Raw genomic sequence first — 16,722 nt, forward strand, 5'->3', positions numbered from 1 at the left:
TATGTCATGCACGTCTCCTTTTTGTTTTCCGGTCGGGCTTGTGCCGCCGGTCACTTGTTGCGACTGCTGCGGGGTAAGGTGATCTCGCGGTTGCCCATGAGTCCGGATGGGCGAAGCGCGAGGATCACGATCATGATGACGCCGAGGGCTATTTCCTGAACCCCTTTCGGGAGGGCGAAAGTGGACTCGCCGAGCGATACGCCTGCCTCCAGCCAGCGCAGCGCCTGGATGAGGGCGGACAGCAGGACGACACCCACCACACCCCCCGACAGGCTGCCCATGCCGCCGACAACGAGCATGGAAAGGGTGATGAAGGTGAGACCGAGATAGAATGTGTCGGGTGTGACCACGCCGATGGAATGAGCCATGAGCGCACCGCCCAGCCCCATCACCGCGCCTGATATGACGAATGCCACCAATCTTTCCCTGGGAATGTCGATACCGGAAGCCGCGGCGGCGGTGGGCTCGTCGCGGGCAGCACGAAGGGCCAGGCCGGACCGGGAGATCGCGTGCGCCCAGGCGATGAAGATCGCGACCACGGCGCCGATGAGATACGGCCAGATCACGCGTACGATCGGAATGCCGACGACCGATGAGGTCGCTCCGGTCACGCTCTCCCAGTTGGAATAAATTGTGTTGATCATGGCGAGCATCGCGAAGGTCGCGATCGAAGCCGCGATGCCCGATAATCGCATCAGCACCCGCCCGAAGATGAGAGCGGCGAGGGCGGCGAACAATGCTGCCAGCGTAGCCGATTGCCAGTACGGCAATCGGGTCGCCAGCAGCCATTCGGGCAGTCCCGGCAGCGAACCGCGTTTCATCATCGGATTGATGGTGAGCCACGCGGCCGCGTAGGCGCCAAGGCAGGTGAAGCCGATATGCCCGAAGCTGAGAACGCCCGAATTCCCGATAAAGATGTATAGGCCCACGACGAGGATGACACGGACGAACACGTCGATCACCGTCTGGTTGAAGGGCCGCGATCCGGTCATCACCGTGATCAGCGCGATGGCCAGCAGCAGCAGAGAAAGCAGGACCGGTGTCAGGATTGTGCGGCGGGCAAGCGCGAAGCGGGCGGGCTTTCGCTCGGCAGCCGGGGCACCGGCAGCGGTAGAGTTGGTGAGGGAGGCGGCGACACCCATGAAATCAGATCCTTTCCTTGGTGCCGCGCGCGGCAATAAGACCCTGTGGGCGGAAGAGGAGGACGAGGATGACCGCTCCATAGACAAAGGCATCGCGGAATGGCCGGGCGTCGATGGGCAGCATGACTTGCATGATCACCGAGGCGGCACCCAGCAGGAAGCCGGCGAGCACGGCTCCCCCGAGGCTGCCGAGGCCGCCAATGACGGTGGCGATGAAGGCCATCAACATGATCGAGGCGCCCATCTGGATGTCCAGCGTGCCTGTCTGGGCGCCAAAGATCAGTGCAATGGCGGCGGCCAACGCGCCGGAGAGGGCGAACGCGCCCATGATAACCCGGTTCGCACGCACACCCAGCATTCGGGCCATCGAGAAGTTCTCGGCCGCCGCCCGCATCTCCAGGCCGAAGCGGGTTTGACGCAGGAACAGTGTCAGGCCGATCAGGATGACCATCGTGGCCACGATCGTTATGAGCTGGAGGAGGGGAAGCCTGGCACCAAGGATCTCCACCGGCTGGGACAGTTCGGGCAGCAGCGAGATCGATTTCGGCCGACTGGAGAAAAGCATGAGCAGGAAGTAGCGAATGACGAAACCGAGCGCGAAGGAGGCGATCATCATGGTTGCCGGATTTGCCTGACGGAACCGCCTGAAGACGACGATTTCGCACAGCACCGACAGCCCGGCCCCGCAGAGGAGCACGAATGGCAACAGCAGGTACCACGGCAATTGGCCGGCGAAGACGATGGCCATTGCGTCCGTAGACGGCCATAACAGGGCGAAGACGCAGAAGGCGATGACGTCGCCATGCGCGAAGTTCACGAGCCGCATGACGCCGAAGATGAGGGCAATGCCGAGCGCCCCGAGCGCATAGAGCGAACCAAGCGAGAGTGCGTCGAACAGGATCTGAAGCATCTCAATTGTCCTCGTAGCCGAAATAGGCAGCCTGGATCGCCTCGCCATTGCCGAGCGTCCGCGCGTCGCCATCGAGCACGATCTGTCCGCCACGCATCAGGATCATCCGCCCGCCCACCATCATCGCCCGGGCCGAGCTCTGCTCAACGATCAGGAGCGTGAGCTGGCGCTGCGCACGCAGCGCGATCAGCCGCTCGTAGACCTGGTCGTTGATGTTGGGGGCGAGGCCCAGTGAAGGCTCGTCGATGGCTACAAGCCGCGGATTGGTCATCAGCGCGCGGCCGATGACCAGCATTTGCTGCTGCCCGCCGGACAGCAATCCCGCCTGCCCGTGCCGCCTCTCTTTCAGCATCGGGAAGGTTGCGTAGACGGCTTCGAGTTCGTCGGCCGCTCGGCTGCGCCAGCCGCGTTCGCGGGCATGCATGCCGGTTCCGACCAGAAGGTTCTCTTCGGTCGTCAGCGAGCCGAAGACATCGCGCCCCTCCGGCACCATGGAGAATCCGAGCCGGGCGATGTTCTCCGGCGCCTGGCCGGTGATCTCATGACCAGCAAGGTCGATCCGGCCGCCCGCCACCGGCGTAACACCGGCAATCGCGCGCAGCAGCGAAGACTTCCCGGCTCCGTTCGGGCCGGTGATGAACAGGATTTCTCCCTCGTCCATGGAGAAGGAGACATTGCGGACCGCCGTGAGACGGCTGTAGCGGATGGTGATATCGGAAAGGGCGAGCAGGCTCATTCCATCGCCTCCAGCACAGGCAGGTCGGTGTTCGCGGCCGTGCCCATATAGGCGTGGCGCACCTTCTCGCTGTCGCGGATCGCGGCAGGCGGTCCTTCCTCGATGATCGCTCCGGAATCGAGCACGACGATATGCTGGCAAAGGCCGAGCACCAGCCCGACATTGTGCTCGATGAGCAGGACACCACAGCCGAGATCGCTGGCGATGTGTCTTATCAGGGCGGAAAGCTCCCGCGCCTCCAGTGCGCTCATGCCAGCCGCGGGCTCGTCGAGCAGGATGTATGCGGGCCGTCCCATCAAGGCGCGGCCAATGGCGACGCGGCGCTCGTCCGTGTATGGCAACGTTCCGGCGATGCGGGTACCCAGCGCACCGATGCCTATCCAGTCGAGCATCGCTTCCGCTTCGGCGATGGCAGCGCGCCGGCTCATTCCCAGGCCAACGCCCGTTACCTCCAAATTGTCCAGCACAGGCAGGTCGCGGAAGAGCCGCCCACCCTGAAAGGTGCGGGCAATGCCGCGCCGCCGGACCTGATGCGGCTTGAGACCCGTGAGTGCTTCCCCGTCGAGCTTGATGGTGCCTTCCGTCGGTGCCTGGAAGCCGGTCAGCACGTTGACGAGCGTGGTCTTGCCAGCGCCATTCGGGCCGATGAGGCCACTGATGCGGCCGGGCGTAATTTGGAGGTCTACCGATGACAGGGCCTTCAGCCCCGCAAACGATACCGAGACGTTCTCCGCGCTCAGATGACTCATGACCCTTTCCTTCTTTCTACCGACGGAAAGGCGCGAAGCATCCGGCCTTGCGGCCAGCCACGTTGCAAATGTCTTCCCCTGTCGGTTCCGGCGGTCTCTAGCGGACTGCTCGGGTGCCAAATTCACGCCGTTGCCCGGCGTCGTCTTGTCGTTTCGCGCACCGGATTTTGTCTTCCGCCACGCGCGGTCGGTTTTGGCCGGCCGATCTCCTCGCCTCCGGCTCCTCCGCCGGCATTCCCGGCTGACGTCAGCCGGCCAGATGCCCTTCAGCGCGCGCCAGCGCGGCGCGCTGTTCGGTTCGCGCGGCAAGCGCGTCTTCCAGCGTCACCGGAACGAAGCGCGCCGGGGTGTGCGGCTGGAGTTGGGCGATAAGGTCCATGTCGGCCGATATCACCACGCCCAGCATCATATACCCGCCACCCGAAACCGCGTCCCGGTGAAGAACGATCGGCTCCGTGCCACTCGGCACTTGGACAGATCCGTAGGGATAGCAGGCATCGACGATGTTCGAGGGGTCGGAGCCCGCACCGAAAGGCTGCTCGCGCTCGACGAATTCCAGCGGCGTCCCGCCGCGGAAGCGATAGCCGATACGGTCGGCTTCGGGCGCGACCTTCCAGGTTTCCTCAAAGAACCGATTGCCGGCAGCCTCAGTGATCCGATGCCAGTATATGCCGGGAAGCATTCTGAGTTCCGCCGGGCTATTGCGCGCGCGGCGCAGATTTGCAGGCAGTGAAAGACCGGCTTTGCCGGAACCTTCGCCGAGGGGAAGCTCATCGCCCGCCTTCAGCGTGCGGCCCTGATGGCCGCCGAGTGCGCCCAGAATGTAAGTCGAGCGCGAACCGAGAACCACGGGTACGTCGATGCCGCCGGAGACGGCCAGATAAGCGCGCGCGCCGCTCTTGAGGAAGCCGAAGGAAAGCCGGTCACCGGCCTTCACCGGAAAACTTTCCCACGTCGACCGTTCCTCGCCATTGAGTTTGGGTGGGAGCTCTCCACCTGTGACGGCGACGACCGCGGATTGGGTGAATTCGAGTTCGGGACCCATGAAAGTGGCTTCGAGCACCGCGGCACCCGGATCGTTGCCGACAAGCAGGTTTGCGATGCGTGTCGCAAAGCGGTCCATGCCGCCGCCTTCTGGAATGCCGACATGATAGTGGCCGGGTCGGCCAAGGTCCTGCACGGAAGTGGAGAGGCCGGGAGAGATTACCTTAACGGCCATTGATAAGCTCCATCAGCTTTGCATTGGTGCTGTAAATGTCGCTGTTGAAATCCTTCAGGCTGAAGGTGCACTCGCGAACCGTCGGCTGCCACCGATTGGCTTCGATTTCCTCAAGCGTGGCGTCGTAGTCATCGCGGCCAATGGCCTTGAACTTGACGATGTCGCCTGGCTTGAACAGGCACATGTCATCGGCGAGGTAGCGCACCTTCCTGGTCGGGTCGTAGATCGGGGCCGGGGTTATGCCATACATCTGGTAGCCGCCAGCGCCGCGTACCGAATAGATCGCTGCAAAGCAGCCGCCATGGCCAATGGTGAGCTTGGGAGTATCGGTGCGTGGACGCAAGTATTTCGGCGCCTGAATCTGTTTCTTGCGCTCAACCATCTGGTACAGGAAGGGCAGTCCGGCGACGAAGCCGACCATCGATACGAACCAGGGCTGGCCGGAATAGGCCTCGATAAACTCTTCCACCGTGGCGTAGCCGTTGATGCGTGCCGAATATTCAAGATCGGTTGAGGAGGGGTCCTGGTGGCGCTCGCGGAAGCGCAAGCAGGTTTCACGCGTCCATGGATCCTGGAAATAAACCGGCAGTTCGATGATCCGGGTCTTCAGCACCGGGTCCGACTTCGAGGCCGCCTCTTCCATCGACTTCAGTTCGCTGAGCAAATCCTGCGGCTTGACGATGTCGGGGTTGAAGCGAATCTGGAAGCTGGCGTTGGCTGGGCAGATCTCGGTGACGCCTCGGATGCCTGCCGTACGCACCGCATTGGTCATCGAAAGGCCGGTAAAGAAGGAGGTGAGCGACATTTCTTCGGACACCTCGCCGAAGATATGTTCGTCACCGCCGAAGTTGAATCGTATCGACATCGGTCCTCCTTAACCCGCCAATGCTGCGGCGTTTTCGATGAGCCAGCCTTCCAGCCAGCGGGTATGCACGTCTCCCGCCCGCATCGCCGGATCGGCGGCCAGCGCAAGAAACAGCGGCTTGGTGGTCTTGAGCCCGCCGATCTTCAACTCGTTGAGCGCGCGGATCAGGCGCACTATCGCCGCCTCGCGCGTCTCTGCATGCACGATCAGCTTGGCAAGCAGCGAGTCATAAAAGGGCGGCACCTGATAGCCTTGATAGAGCATCGAATCGAAGCGTACGCCCGGACCGCCGGGAATGCGAAGCTCGGCCACCTGCCCGGGGAATGGAGCGAACTCCTTCGCCGGGTCTTCGGCATTGAGCCGGACTTCGATCGCATGCCCTTTGACGGAGACATCGCTTTGCCGGATCCGCAGCTTCTCGCCGCCGGCGATGCGAAGCATCTCCGCAACGAGGTCGATGCCGGTGATCGCTTCGGTGACCGGGTGCTCGACCTGGATACGGGTGTTCATCTCGATGAAGTAAAAGCGGTCTGCTTCATCGTCGTAAAGATACTCTACCGTGCCGGCACCAGAGTATTTGACCGCCTTGGCCAAGGCGACCGCTGAAGCGCAGAGCTCTTCGCGCAGCCTGTCTGAAAGTGCGCGCGACGGCGCCTCCTCCCAAACCTTCTGGCGTCGCCGCTGCAGCGAGCACTCCCGCTCGTAGCAGTGGATGGCATCGCTTCCGTCTGCCAGCACCTGCACCTCGATATGGCGGGCCTTGCCGATCACCTTTTCCATGTAGAGACCACCATCGCCAAAGGCGGCGAGGGCTTCTGCTTCGGCCTGAGGAAAGGCTTGTTCGAACTCGGCAAGCGAGTTCGCGATGCGGATGCCCCGCCCGCCGCCGCCTGCCGCCGCCTTGATCATCACCGGAAAACCGGTTGCGGTCAGCACCTCGTGGCCAGCCTCGAGGCCCTCGACCCGGCCAGCCGAGCCTGGCACGACGGGGACACCTGCAGCGGCAGCGGCCGATCGCGCCGAGACCTTGTCTCCCATCATCCGGATCGCATCTCCCGACGGGCCGACGAAGACCAATGCAGCGCCTGTGACCGCGTCGGAAAACGCGGCATTCTCGGCAAGGAACCCATAGCCTGGATGAACACTGTCGCAACCGGTGTCGCGGGCAGCCTTCAGAATTGCTTCGACATTGAGATAGGACTTCTTTGCAGCTGGTGGGCCGATGTTGACCGCTTCATCCGCAAGCTGGACGTGGAGCGACTCGGCGTCTGCGGCCGAATACACCGCCACGGTGGCGATCCCCAGATCTTGCGCGGCCCGGATGATCCTGACCGCTATCTCGCCCCGGTTGGCAACCAGAAGCTTTTTCAGCATCAGTCGAGATCCGCAATAGGTGCGCCGGCCATGATGGGGTCCTCATTGTCGGCAATGAAGCGGATGTTCGTACCGGCCGTCTCGGCCCTCACTTCGTGGAACGACTTCATCACTTCGATGAGACCGATTACGTCTCCGGCGGACACCGCGTCGCCATCCGCCTTGTATGGCGGCTGGTCTGGCGAAGCGCTGCGATAAAAAGTGCCGGGAAGAGGTGAAAGAATCTGGGCCATAAAAAGCTCCGGAAAACTGCGGACAGACTAATCTGGAACCGCCCGCGCGGGCGGGTTCGGTCGAGTTCAGTGCCAGGGGGCGATTGCGGTGCGCACGGCCCGGGCTATTTCGATGGCGTTCGGCGTATCGGAATGCACGCAGATGGTTTCGCAGCGTACAGGGAAGAAACTGCCGTCCTCTGCCGTGCCCTCGCCCTCCCTGATGGCGCGTACGCACCGCTCGGCCATCTCTGCGGGGTCCTTGGCGTCATGAACGCGTGTCAAGATCAGCTTGCCGGAGGCATCGTAGTCGAGATCGGCATAGAACTCAGCGACAAATGGGATACCGCGCTCTTGATAGATCTTCTCATGCAGGGTGCCCGTCATGCCGAAGAGGGGTACGCCGAAAATCTCTGCCGCGTCGCACACGCCATGGGCTATTGCCTCCTGCTGCATGGCCATGAAGTAGAGGCTGCCATGCGGCTTGATGTGGTGGAGTTCCACACCCTCGGCCTTGAGGAAGCCGGCAAGCGCTCCCACCTGGTAAATGATGGTGTTCCTGACTTCTTCGCGGGTCATCCGCATCTCGCGCCGGCCGAAACCCTGAATGTCGGGCAAGCCTGGATGGGCGCCGATCTTTACGCCACTCGCCTTGGCGCTGCGGACGGCGGCGTGCATGTGATCCGGATCGGAAGCGTGAAAACCACAGGCGACATTGGCAACGTCGATGATGGGCATCATGCCCATATCATCGCCAACCTTGTAGAGGCCAAAGCTTTCGCCCATGTCGCAGTTTAGCGTCACCGCCATCGCATTGTTACCCCTCGAAGCTGCCGTCTTTGCGGCGTTGCAGCATTTTTTGCGCATGCGAGGGCATTTGTGAAATAGTAGTTTATTGATTGTCATATCAAAAAAACAGATAATGGTTCTGGGCCAGGGCGCACCATGACCATCACCTTGAAACAGCTGGATTATTTTATCGCGACCGCCGAGAGCGGACAGGTCAGTCATGCCGCGGTGGAACTCAACATCTCGCAATCGGCGGTCACTGCGGCGATAAAGACGCTCGAGGCTGACCTGGGCGTACGGCTTTTGGAGCGTAACCACGCTGGCGTAAGACTGACGATGGAGGGCGCGCGGTTTCTTGAACATGCGCGTGTTATCACCGGGGCCGTCGCTGCCGCCGTCCGAAGCCCGTTGCGCGATAGGAAAGGCCTGGCGGGCAAGCTGCGGCTGGGCATGACCTACACGGTCGTCGGCTACTACATGTCGCGCCACTACGCGCGCTTTCGAAAGACCTATCCCGAGATCGAGGTCGAGGTGCTGGAATTGCCCCGAGACGCTCTCGAAAGCGGCTTGATGTGCGGGGACATCGACATGGCCGTGATGCTGGTGTCCAACCTGGAGCACACCAAGGAGTTGGCGCAGGAGGTCTTGATGCGGTCGAACCGCCGGCTCTGGCTTTCGGCTGATCATCATCTGCTCGCGCGGCAGGAGATCAGCCTCGCCGATGTGGCGGCGGAAGATTATGTCATGCTGACGGTTGACGAGGCACGCACGACGGCCGCCCGTTACTGGGATGCCGCGGGCCTTTCGCTCCGCGCCGTCCTTACCACCAGTTCGGTCGAGGCCGTGCGGTCGCTCGTGGCTGCCGGCATGGGGGTCACTGTCCTGTCCGACATGGTTTACCGCCCCTGGTCCTTGGAGGGGCAGCGCATCGAAGTGCGCGGGCTTGTCGAGCCCATCCCCACTATGGACGTTGGCCTTGCCTGGTCGCGTGACAGATCAATCGAACCGGCGGCTGCGGCCTTCCGGGCCTTTATGTCCGTAACCATGGGCGGCGGCGGCTAATCTCCTGCCGCCAGTCAGGCGCTATGGCTCAGGCTCGCTGGTTGAGCAGCGGAGCATGCCGCGCTCAGGAGCTGATGCCTCGCATCCTCAAGGGGGATTTCACCTTTGTCGCAAATTACCTCGTCATCGTCGTCCCTCAGGTTGCTCCCGACAAACAGAAGGAATTCTTGGACAGTCTTATTGGTCACCTCGGACCGGAACCGGAGAAGTTTCTCATCGGCGGGCGGTGACTTCACGGTTGCGGGCTACGATCTGCTCGTGGCGGAGGGGAGGCGTCGCCTCCATGAAGCCCTTGATCAGCGCGTCGCGAATTCCGGGTGCGCGCGCCTTTTCCGCCGTGGACAGCGCATCCTGAAGATCAGGCAACGTCAGTTCCGTGCAGTAGGCGGGCGTGCCCGGTTGCTGGCGCCAGGAATTCGCGAGATCGCCGGCATCAAGTGCGTCGAAACCGGTCTCGTTCACCAGTTCGCTTGCGATCGCTTTGGCATGCACATCATCGCCTGCGACGGGGATCGCGATGCGTCCGGTCATTCCGGCCGCTGCGCCACTTTCTGCGAGCGTTTGGGCGAGGACTGCATTGAATGCCTTGACCACTGGCCGGCCGAGTTGTTCGCTGGACCACACGCTTTCCGGCTTCCCATCGTCAACCTCCGCGATATTCCCGTCGCGCATGGGATAATAATTGGAGGTGTCGATCACGACCACGTTGGCTGGTACATCGGCAAAGAGGCCGGCGACATCGGGGATCTTCGCAAATGGGATCGATAGAACGATCGCCTCGACATCCCTGGCTGCTTCGTGCGCGGCAACCGGGAGCGCACCAACCTCCGTCGCTTTCTCGCCGATGTCCTCAGGCCCCTTCGAGCCCGCCAGCTTCACCGCGTGTCCGGCGGCTGACAGCTTTCGTGCAAGGGTGGTGCCGATATTTCCCGCGCCGATAATGCCGATCTTCATGCCGATTTCCTTCCAGATAATTGTGATTATGAGCTCAGCGCATGGTGCGCTGATCTATTCCGTATTGAGCGGACATCCAGAGGGTCGCGCAGGGCGGTGCTGCCGACGGAGCAGCCCGCCTCGAAACTCGTATAGCTCGCGGCATCTACTGACGGTGCGCGCCAGGCGCCAGGCAGGTTGCGGTGCTCGTTGCCCGGATGCATGCCGGTATCATCTGCCTGATCATCGTGTCCTCGTTTCGCTCGCTGATGCCGACCTGTTAGAATAGTCGACCGGGGGCTATATGGAGACTCTCTCCGATTCGGCTTTTAGATACGGAGAGTATCTCCGGTCTTCAAGGGTTCAAGGTCAGTAATGTCGCAATTTTCGGTCGCGTCAGCCCTGCGCAGGGACGCGCAGCATAATCGGGCGCACATTCTCGAGGTGGCGCGACAAGCGTTCGGCAACGATAGTGTTGACGTTTCGATGGATTCTATTGCGAAGCTGGCGGGCGTGGGAGCAGGGACGCTCTACCGCCATTTTCCAAACAAAGACGCCCTGCTGGCTGCGCTGTTAGTTCTTCATTATGAAGGCCTCGACCATCGTCGCGTTGAAATCGAAGCCGGGGAGAGCGATGCAGGCCGCGCACTCGAACTCTGGGTTGAAGCTCTCGGCGACTGGATGCTGGCTTATGAGGGCTTGCCTGAACCGTTACGGGCGGCTTGCCGAGTAGAATCCCCGCTGACGCCGACCTGCCATGCTGTCATCGCGACGACGGAGCGAATCCTGATGGCTGCACAGGACGAAGGGCTTGCACGACGGACGATGACCGGGCGCGACATCTTTTTCGGGGCACTGGCGATCGCTTGGGCGAGCGGCGCAACGGCAGCGGGCGAAGACATCCGCAACGTGCTTCGCGACATTCTGAAGAACGGGTGGATGGAACCGAAAACAGCACCGGGCGGCCGACCTTAGTCTGCCTATCCGACTGCGCAGCCTCTCGAATTTAATCACGACCGCCGCTAGCGGGTGTGCATCAAACAAGTGCTCTCTGACAGGCGGCCGCTGGGCTTGGGAAGGAGCGGCGTGTGAGGGCGGCAATTGGTCGGCCGCCCGCAGCCGCTTGCACAACCGCGATAGCAAAACCTTGGCATGATGAGGAAGAATATTGGACGAGCGGGGGTTTTCTGTACCTCTTGACCAAGCGTGAGCACTCGTCTTGGCGCTATGCTATCATTTCTGATCCCGCTTCCTGAAAACGGGGGATCCCGCAGAGCCTGAGGCAAGTCACCACTTCGTCCAGGATGATATCCAGTGCCTTGGCCACGCCGGGCTCGCCAGCCACGGCGCCGAACAGGGCGGCCCGGCCGATCGCCGCGACGGTGGCGCCGCGTGCCTTGGCCTTGACGATGTCCGTGCCCGTGCGGATACCGGAATCGATGAGGATCGGGATTTGGGCGCCAAGTGCCTGACGGATAGCGGGCAGGGCATCGATGCTCGATACAGCACCGTCGAGCTGGCGGCCTCCATGGTTGGACACCCAGATGCCATCGGCACCAGCCGCCACCAGTCGCGACGCATCGCCCGGGTGCAGGACGCCCTTGACCAGCAGCCGGCCTTTCCACCAGTCGCGGATCTGGCGGAAATCGTCCCAGTCGAAACCTGCATGGAGGCTGCCGCCAACACGCGCGGCGATCGTCAGGCCGGCGCTGTTGTCACCGAGATAGCCGCGGACGTTCTCGAACTGGGGCAGACCGCCGCGCAGCAGGCGCAGCGACCAGCCAGGATGAAGCATGCCTTCCCAGAGATGCCGGGCCGAAGGCCGCAGTGGGATAGATATGCCGTTCCTAAGATCCTTTTCGCGCTTGCCACCGGCTTGCAGATCAACGGTCACCACCAGCGTCGAATAGCCAAATTCTTCCGCTCGCCTCACCAACTGGCGATTGAAGTCGAAATCCTTGAGCACATAAAGCTGGAACCACAGCGGCCCCTGTACGGCTCGCGCCATGCCTTCGATGCTGGCCGTGGCCATGGTGGAGAGCGTGTAGGGGATGCTGCGAGCGGTTGCCGCCCTCGCGATGGCAATGTCGGCTCCGGGCCTGACCAGCGCGCAGGAGCCCATCGGGCTGATCACCAGCGGTGTTGGCAAGGTCTCGGACCAGAGCGTCGTGGAAACGTTCGGATGCGAAACATCGGTAAGCACGCGCGGCAAAATTCTGATCTTTTCGAAATCGCTTCGATTGGCTTTGAGGGTGAGTTCTTGCCCCGCCCCGCCATCGATGAATTCGAAGACGGATTTCGGCAGACGACGACGGGCAAGCGTGCGAAAGTCCTCGACCGAAACCTGGCGATCGAGAGCGCCCATCTCAGGTCTGGACCCTGTGCCGGCCGGCGATGAATATCCGGCGCATGAGCGTCTGGCCGACCTTGCCAGGTCCAACAAGATTTATCCTTGGCTTGGTCATATCAGTCGCGCCCGGCAGCGAGCCGGTCGCAGACCGAACGGGTTATCTCGCTGGTCGACGCCCTGCCTTTCAGATCGGCGCTCAGAAGCCCGTTGGCCAGGCAGTCCTCGGTCACGCGACGGATGCGCGCTGCGGCCTGGTTGAGTCTCTCGTCGCCATGCTTGTGGCCGAGCCAGTCGAGCATCGAGGCTGCCGACAGGATCGTCCCATACGGATTGGCGATACCCTGGCCGGCAATGTCGGGCGCCGAGCCGTGCGCGGCCTGGAAGAAGCCGTTGGCCGCGCCGATCTCGGCTGAAGGCGCCATGCCCATCCCGCCCACCGTCGCGGCGGCGAGGTCGGACAGGATGTCGCCGAACATGTTCTCGCTGACGATGACGTTGAAATGGCCCGGTTTCACCACGAGATGCATCGCCATGGCGTCGACCAGCGCGTGCTCGGTCGCGATATCGGGATAGTCCTTCGCCACTTCGTCGAAGACGGAGCGAAAGAAGGCATAGCTGCGCAGCACGTTGGCCTTGTCGCAGCAGGTCACCCGGCGCACGCCGTCACGGGGCGCGCCGCCCGACTGGCGCGCCAGTTCGAAGGCCTTGCGTGCGATACGCTCGATGCCGGAGCGGGTCTGCACCAGCGTGTCGACCGCCACTTCGCCGCGCAACAGCGCGCCCGATCCCCGCGCGGCGTAAAGCCCTTCGCTGTTCTCGCGCAAGATGATGTAGTCGATATCGCCGGCCTTCACTCCGCTCAACGGGCTCGGCACGCCCTCGAAAAGCCTGACGGGGCGGATATTGGCATAGAGATCGAGTTCGAAGCGCAGCCTCAGCGTGAAATCCAGGCCTGCTTCGGTCCCATCGGCATGGATGACGCCCGGCAAGCCGCCCGCACCATGCAGGATGGCGTCCGCCTCGCGGCAGGCCTGGAAGGTCGGCTCGGGAAAGCTCTGGCCGGTCTTCAGGAAATGCTCGGCTCCGGCCGGGTATTCGCTGAAGTGCAAGGGGCTGCCGGGACCGAGCGCTGCTTTTACCACTTGAACCGCTGCGGCGCAGACTTCCGGGCCGATGCCGTCGCCATGCACCACGGCGATTTCGTAGACAGGCTTCATCGCCAACTCCCAAATGGTCTAACGCTCAGATGCACTTGCCGCCATCGACGTTGAGGTCGACGCCGGTGATCATGCTGGCCTCGTCGGAGCACAGGAATGCCGCGGCATTGCCCATGTCCGCCGGCGTAGACAGCCTGCCGATCGGAATGGTGGCGACGACGCGGGCGCGGTTCTCCTCGCCGGAGCCGATGAAAGTGGACAGAAGTGGCGTGTCGCCGGCAACCGGGTTGATGGCGTTGACGCGGATGCCGAAGGGGGCGAGTTCCACGGCCATGGCCCGGGTGGCGGCAATCGCCCAGCCTTTGGAAGCATTGTACCACGTCAAATTCGGGCGCGGCGAGACGCCGCCGGTGGAGGCGACGTTGAGGATGGCGCCTGATTTGATGGATTTGAAATGCGCAACGACCGCACGGGCGCCATTGTAGATGGATCGCATGTTGACGTTGGCGATCCGGTCGAACATCTCTTCGTCCATTGTCTCGAGCGCCAAGGGCGGCTGGGCCACGCCGGCATTGTTGACCAGTATGTCGAGACCGCCAAAGGCCGAGCGGGCCAGGTCTGCCGCCGCTTCGAAGCTTCCGAGTGTCGAGACGTCGCCAGTGATTGGCCGCACATTTTCGCCGGCTTCGGCAGCAACGCGGGCCGCGGCGGCCTCATCACGGTCCATCAACACGACCAGCGCACCTTCGGTGACGAATTTCCTGACGATGCCTTCGCCAAATCCCGAACCGCCGCCCGTGACGATAGCGACCTTGCCAGCAAGTCTCATATCTGTTCCTCCGTTGCCGGCACCATCGGGGAAGTCGCGTGCATTGCACAGTCCGATTATCTGAACGCCCTTTTAGCTTTCCTTGTTTGAGGTCGACCGGCGTGGGAGTCATAGTCGCCACGGAATTGTGAGGAGGAAGAGATGACGCTGAATTTCGACCCGCGGGCGAAGGCCACGGCGCTCTACCATGGCGAATTCCGGCCGATGTTCGTCGGCGGCAAGTGGGTTCCGGCACAATCCGGCCAGGAGATGCAGGCGCTCAACCCGGCGACTGGCGAAGTGCTGGCCACGGTGCCGCGTGGCTCGGCGGCCGACATCGATGCGGCGGTGGCCGCTGCGCGCACGGCCTTCGAAGGGCCGTGGTCAAAATTCTCGCCCTACGAGCGGCAGTGCGTGCTTCTGCGCATCGCCGATCTCTTCGAGACCCATTGGGAAGAACTCAGCGTTTCCGACACTCTCGACATGGGACTGCCGATCACGCGCACGCTAGCCAACCGGCGGCGCGTCATCGGCATGCTGCGCTTCTATGCGGGCATGGCGACCGCGCTGCATGGCGAATCCATAGACAATTCGATCCCCGGCGAGATCGTCTCGTTCACAAGGCGCGAGCCGGTAGGCGTTGTCGGCGCGATCATCCCCTGGAACGCTCCGACTGCGGCGTCGATCTGGAAGATCGCGCCGGCGCTCGCCACCGGCTGCACCATCGTGCTGAAGCCCTCGGAGGATGCTTCGTTGACGCCGCTGCTGATCGCCAGGCTGATGCAGGAGGCCGGCGTTCCCGACGGCGTCGTCAACGTCGTCACCGGCACCGGGACAGAGGCCGGGGCGCGGCTCGCTGAACATCCCGACGTCAACAAGATCGTCTTCACCGGCTCGACGCTGACCGGCCAGGCCATCGCGCGGGCGGGCGTGACCAACCTCAAGCGCGTTTCCCTGGAGCTCGGCGGCAAATCGCCGATCATCGTCTGCCGCGATGCCGACATCGACAAGGCGGTTCCGGTCGCCGCGATGGCTGTGTTCGTGCATTCGGGCCAGATCTGCATCGCCGGTTCGCGGCTTTTCGTGGCCCGCGAAATCCATGACGAATTCGTGCGCCGGGTCGCCGAGTTTGCCGGCAGGCTTCGCATCGGCCATGGCATCGAGGCGGAAACCGAAATCGGCCCGCTCATCAATGCCAGGCAGGCCGGCAAGGTGGTGGGCTATATCAAGGCCGGCCGCGACGAAGGCGCGGAACTGATGGCGGGCGGCTCGCGACTGACCGGCGGGCCCTACGACGGCGGCAATTTCATCGCGCCGACTGTCTTCGGTGCGGTGTCGGACAAGATGACCATCGCGCGTGAAGAGATCTTTGGTCCGGTGATTTCGGCGATGCCGTTCGACACGCTCGACGAAGCCGTGGCGCGGGCCAATGCGACGCCCTATGGCCTGGCGGCCGGCATTTTCACCAGTCATCTTGGCACCGCCCACAAGCTCGCCCGCCGCATCAAGGCCGGCTCGGTATGGGTCAACATGTACCACGCCATCGACCCGGCGGTGCCGTTCGGCGGCATGAAGATGTCCGGCTACGGCCGCGAGGGAGGCATCGAACATCTGCATGAATATCTGGAGACCAAGTCGATCTGGATCCAGACCGACTGAGGGTGCGCTGATATTCAGGAGAGGCCGGGCTGCCAATGGCGGCGTTCCCAACGCACCATTCTCGGCGCTCGTGCAAGGTGCCTGTCCGAAGGCGCGACGCTCAGTTTGCCAGTTCGCGCAAATTGGTGCGGATGAGGTTCATCAGCTGTTCGGAGAAGGAGTGGTGCACATAGCCCCGCGCGGTGATGATGCCGACCGAGCGGTGGGCGTCGCGATGGTCGATCGGCACCACCCGCATACGCTCGTCATTGCGCGAAATGGCGATGCCGGGCACCACGCAGACGCCAAGTCCCGAACACACCAGCGCCACCGCCGTCTGTGCGCTTTCGACCTCGTATTGCGGCTTGAACTCGATGCCTTCCGCCGCCGTCAGCCGATCGACAAGGCCGCGCACGGCGGTCTTGCGGCTGAGCAGGATGAGCGGATAGCGCAGCAGGTCCGAGAGCAGCAGCTTCTTTTCGCCACCGTATATTTCCGTGGGGATGCAGGCCATCAGCGGATCGTCGAGGATGGACTCGAACTGGAAGTCCGTCAGGTTTGGCAGTTCGGGGCCGATGTAGAACTCGACCTCCTGCTGTTGCAAAAGGCCAAGCGCGGCCTGCGGCGGGCTCTCGATGACCTCGACGATGCTGCGTGGATAGCGCAACTTGAATGTCGCCAGGATATCGCCCAGCCGGCTTGCCGCGAGCGTCGGGGCGCAGGCGATCTGCACTTTGCCCTTGCGCCGAGCGGCGACCTCCGTCAGGCGGTCGAGGCT

At 62.8% G+C, this 16,722-nt stretch carries 18 protein-coding genes; 4 read left to right on the plus strand and 14 right to left on the minus strand.

The genetic code is table 11. From position 1 onward, the window contains the following. Positions 1-50 precede the first annotated feature (50 nt). From EN932_RS11865 to EN932_RS11905, 9 genes are all read right to left on the minus strand, one after another. Complete coding sequence (locus EN932_RS11865) at positions 51-1,142, minus strand: branched-chain amino acid ABC transporter permease (RefSeq protein ID WP_013533159.1); 1,092 nt, start codon at positions 1,140-1,142, stop codon at positions 51-53. A gap of 4 nt (positions 1,143-1,146) precedes the next feature. Beyond that, the gene (locus EN932_RS11870; protein WP_245461077.1) at positions 1,147-2,100 is read right to left on the minus strand and encodes a branched-chain amino acid ABC transporter permease; all 954 of its coding nucleotides are present in this window, start codon (positions 2,098-2,100) and stop codon (positions 1,147-1,149) included. Next, positions 2,054-2,788: an ABC transporter ATP-binding protein gene (locus tag EN932_RS11875; RefSeq protein WP_013533157.1), complete on the minus strand. Its 735-nt coding sequence runs from the start codon at positions 2,786-2,788 to the stop codon at positions 2,054-2,056. The genes EN932_RS11870 and EN932_RS11875 overlap by 47 nt, the downstream gene beginning before the upstream one ends. Further along, a complete protein-coding gene (locus EN932_RS11880) occupies positions 2,785-3,846 on the minus strand; it encodes an ABC transporter ATP-binding protein (protein ID WP_245483273.1) in 1,062 nt (353 codons plus the stop codon). The genes EN932_RS11875 and EN932_RS11880 overlap by 4 nt, the downstream gene beginning before the upstream one ends. After that, a complete protein-coding gene (locus tag EN932_RS11885; protein WP_024502403.1) occupies positions 3,785-4,756 on the minus strand; it encodes a biotin-dependent carboxyltransferase family protein in 972 nt (323 codons plus the stop codon). Before EN932_RS11885 ends, EN932_RS11880 begins: the two co-directional genes overlap by 62 nt. Then, positions 4,746-5,621 carry a carboxyltransferase domain-containing protein gene (locus tag EN932_RS11890; RefSeq protein WP_128368853.1) on the minus strand — a complete coding sequence of 292 codons (876 nt, stop codon included), beginning with the start codon at positions 5,619-5,621 and terminating at the stop codon, positions 4,746-4,748. The genes EN932_RS11885 and EN932_RS11890 overlap by 11 nt, the downstream gene beginning before the upstream one ends. A gap of 9 nt (positions 5,622-5,630) precedes the next feature. Beyond that, positions 5,631-6,995, minus strand: a complete 1,365-nt coding sequence (locus tag EN932_RS11895; protein WP_013533153.1) for an acetyl-CoA carboxylase biotin carboxylase subunit — start codon at positions 6,993-6,995, stop codon at positions 5,631-5,633. Then, a complete protein-coding gene (locus EN932_RS11900) occupies positions 6,995-7,228 on the minus strand; it encodes an acetyl-CoA carboxylase (RefSeq protein WP_013533152.1) in 234 nt (77 codons plus the stop codon). The genes EN932_RS11895 and EN932_RS11900 overlap by 1 nt, the downstream gene beginning before the upstream one ends. Positions 7,229-7,294: 66 nt before the next feature. Further along, entirely contained in the window at positions 7,295-8,017 is a 723-nt protein-coding gene (locus tag EN932_RS11905; protein WP_013533151.1) for a LamB/YcsF family protein, read from the minus strand. Between the two features lie 135 nt (positions 8,018-8,152). Here EN932_RS11905 and EN932_RS11910 point away from each other — a divergent pair, with 135 nt between their 5' ends. Together EN932_RS11910 and EN932_RS11915 are read left to right on the plus strand one after the other, a co-directional pair. Continuing rightward, positions 8,153-9,058 (plus strand): LysR family transcriptional regulator, encoded by a 906-nt coding sequence (locus EN932_RS11910; protein WP_013533150.1) that lies wholly within the window; start codon positions 8,153-8,155, stop codon positions 9,056-9,058. Between the two features lie 74 nt (positions 9,059-9,132). Continuing rightward, positions 9,133-9,288, plus strand: a complete 156-nt coding sequence (locus tag EN932_RS11915; protein ID WP_196815386.1) for a hypothetical protein — start codon at positions 9,133-9,135, stop codon at positions 9,286-9,288. Here the strand turns inward: EN932_RS11915 and EN932_RS11920 are convergent. Then, positions 9,272-10,012, minus strand: a complete 741-nt coding sequence (locus EN932_RS11920; RefSeq protein ID WP_127366734.1) for an NAD(P)-binding domain-containing protein — start codon at positions 10,010-10,012, stop codon at positions 9,272-9,274. The genes EN932_RS11915 and EN932_RS11920 overlap by 17 nt on opposite strands. 354 nt (positions 10,013-10,366) lie before the next feature. Here EN932_RS11920 and EN932_RS11925 point away from each other — a divergent pair, with 354 nt between their 5' ends. Further along, a complete protein-coding gene (locus EN932_RS11925) occupies positions 10,367-10,966 on the plus strand; it encodes a TetR/AcrR family transcriptional regulator (protein ID WP_127368604.1) in 600 nt (199 codons plus the stop codon). Between the two features lie 250 nt (positions 10,967-11,216). Here the strand turns inward: EN932_RS11925 and EN932_RS11930 are convergent, their stop codons facing one another. From EN932_RS11930 to EN932_RS11940, 3 genes are all read right to left on the minus strand, one after another. After that, on the minus strand, positions 11,217-12,356 hold the full coding sequence (locus tag EN932_RS11930) for an alpha-hydroxy acid oxidase (RefSeq protein ID WP_063167473.1): 1,140 nt from the start codon (positions 12,354-12,356) through the stop codon (positions 11,217-11,219). A gap of 101 nt (positions 12,357-12,457) precedes the next feature. After that, on the minus strand, positions 12,458-13,558 hold the full coding sequence (locus tag EN932_RS11935; RefSeq protein WP_127368603.1) for an isocitrate/isopropylmalate dehydrogenase family protein: 1,101 nt from the start codon (positions 13,556-13,558) through the stop codon (positions 12,458-12,460). A gap of 25 nt (positions 13,559-13,583) precedes the next feature. Further along, on the minus strand, positions 13,584-14,327 hold the full coding sequence (locus tag EN932_RS11940) for a glucose 1-dehydrogenase (protein ID WP_013533144.1): 744 nt from the start codon (positions 14,325-14,327) through the stop codon (positions 13,584-13,586). Positions 14,328-14,468: 141 nt separating this feature from the next. Here EN932_RS11940 and EN932_RS11945 point away from each other — a divergent pair, with 141 nt between their 5' ends. Next, positions 14,469-15,965, plus strand: coding sequence for an aldehyde dehydrogenase family protein (locus EN932_RS11945; RefSeq protein WP_127384525.1), 1,497 nt, complete (start codon positions 14,469-14,471; stop codon positions 15,963-15,965). Between the two features lie 100 nt (positions 15,966-16,065). On the opposite strand, the gene EN932_RS11950 is transcribed toward EN932_RS11945, so the two are convergent. Continuing rightward, positions 16,066-16,722: LysR substrate-binding domain-containing protein (locus EN932_RS11950; protein ID WP_128368854.1), on the minus strand; the 657-nt coding region annotated here is incomplete at its 5' end.

Origin of the sequence: Mesorhizobium sp. M7A.F.Ca.US.002.01.1.1, assembly GCF_004022955.1 — a bacterium.
Classification (GTDB): domain Bacteria; phylum Pseudomonadota; class Alphaproteobacteria; order Rhizobiales; family Rhizobiaceae; genus Mesorhizobium; species Mesorhizobium ciceri.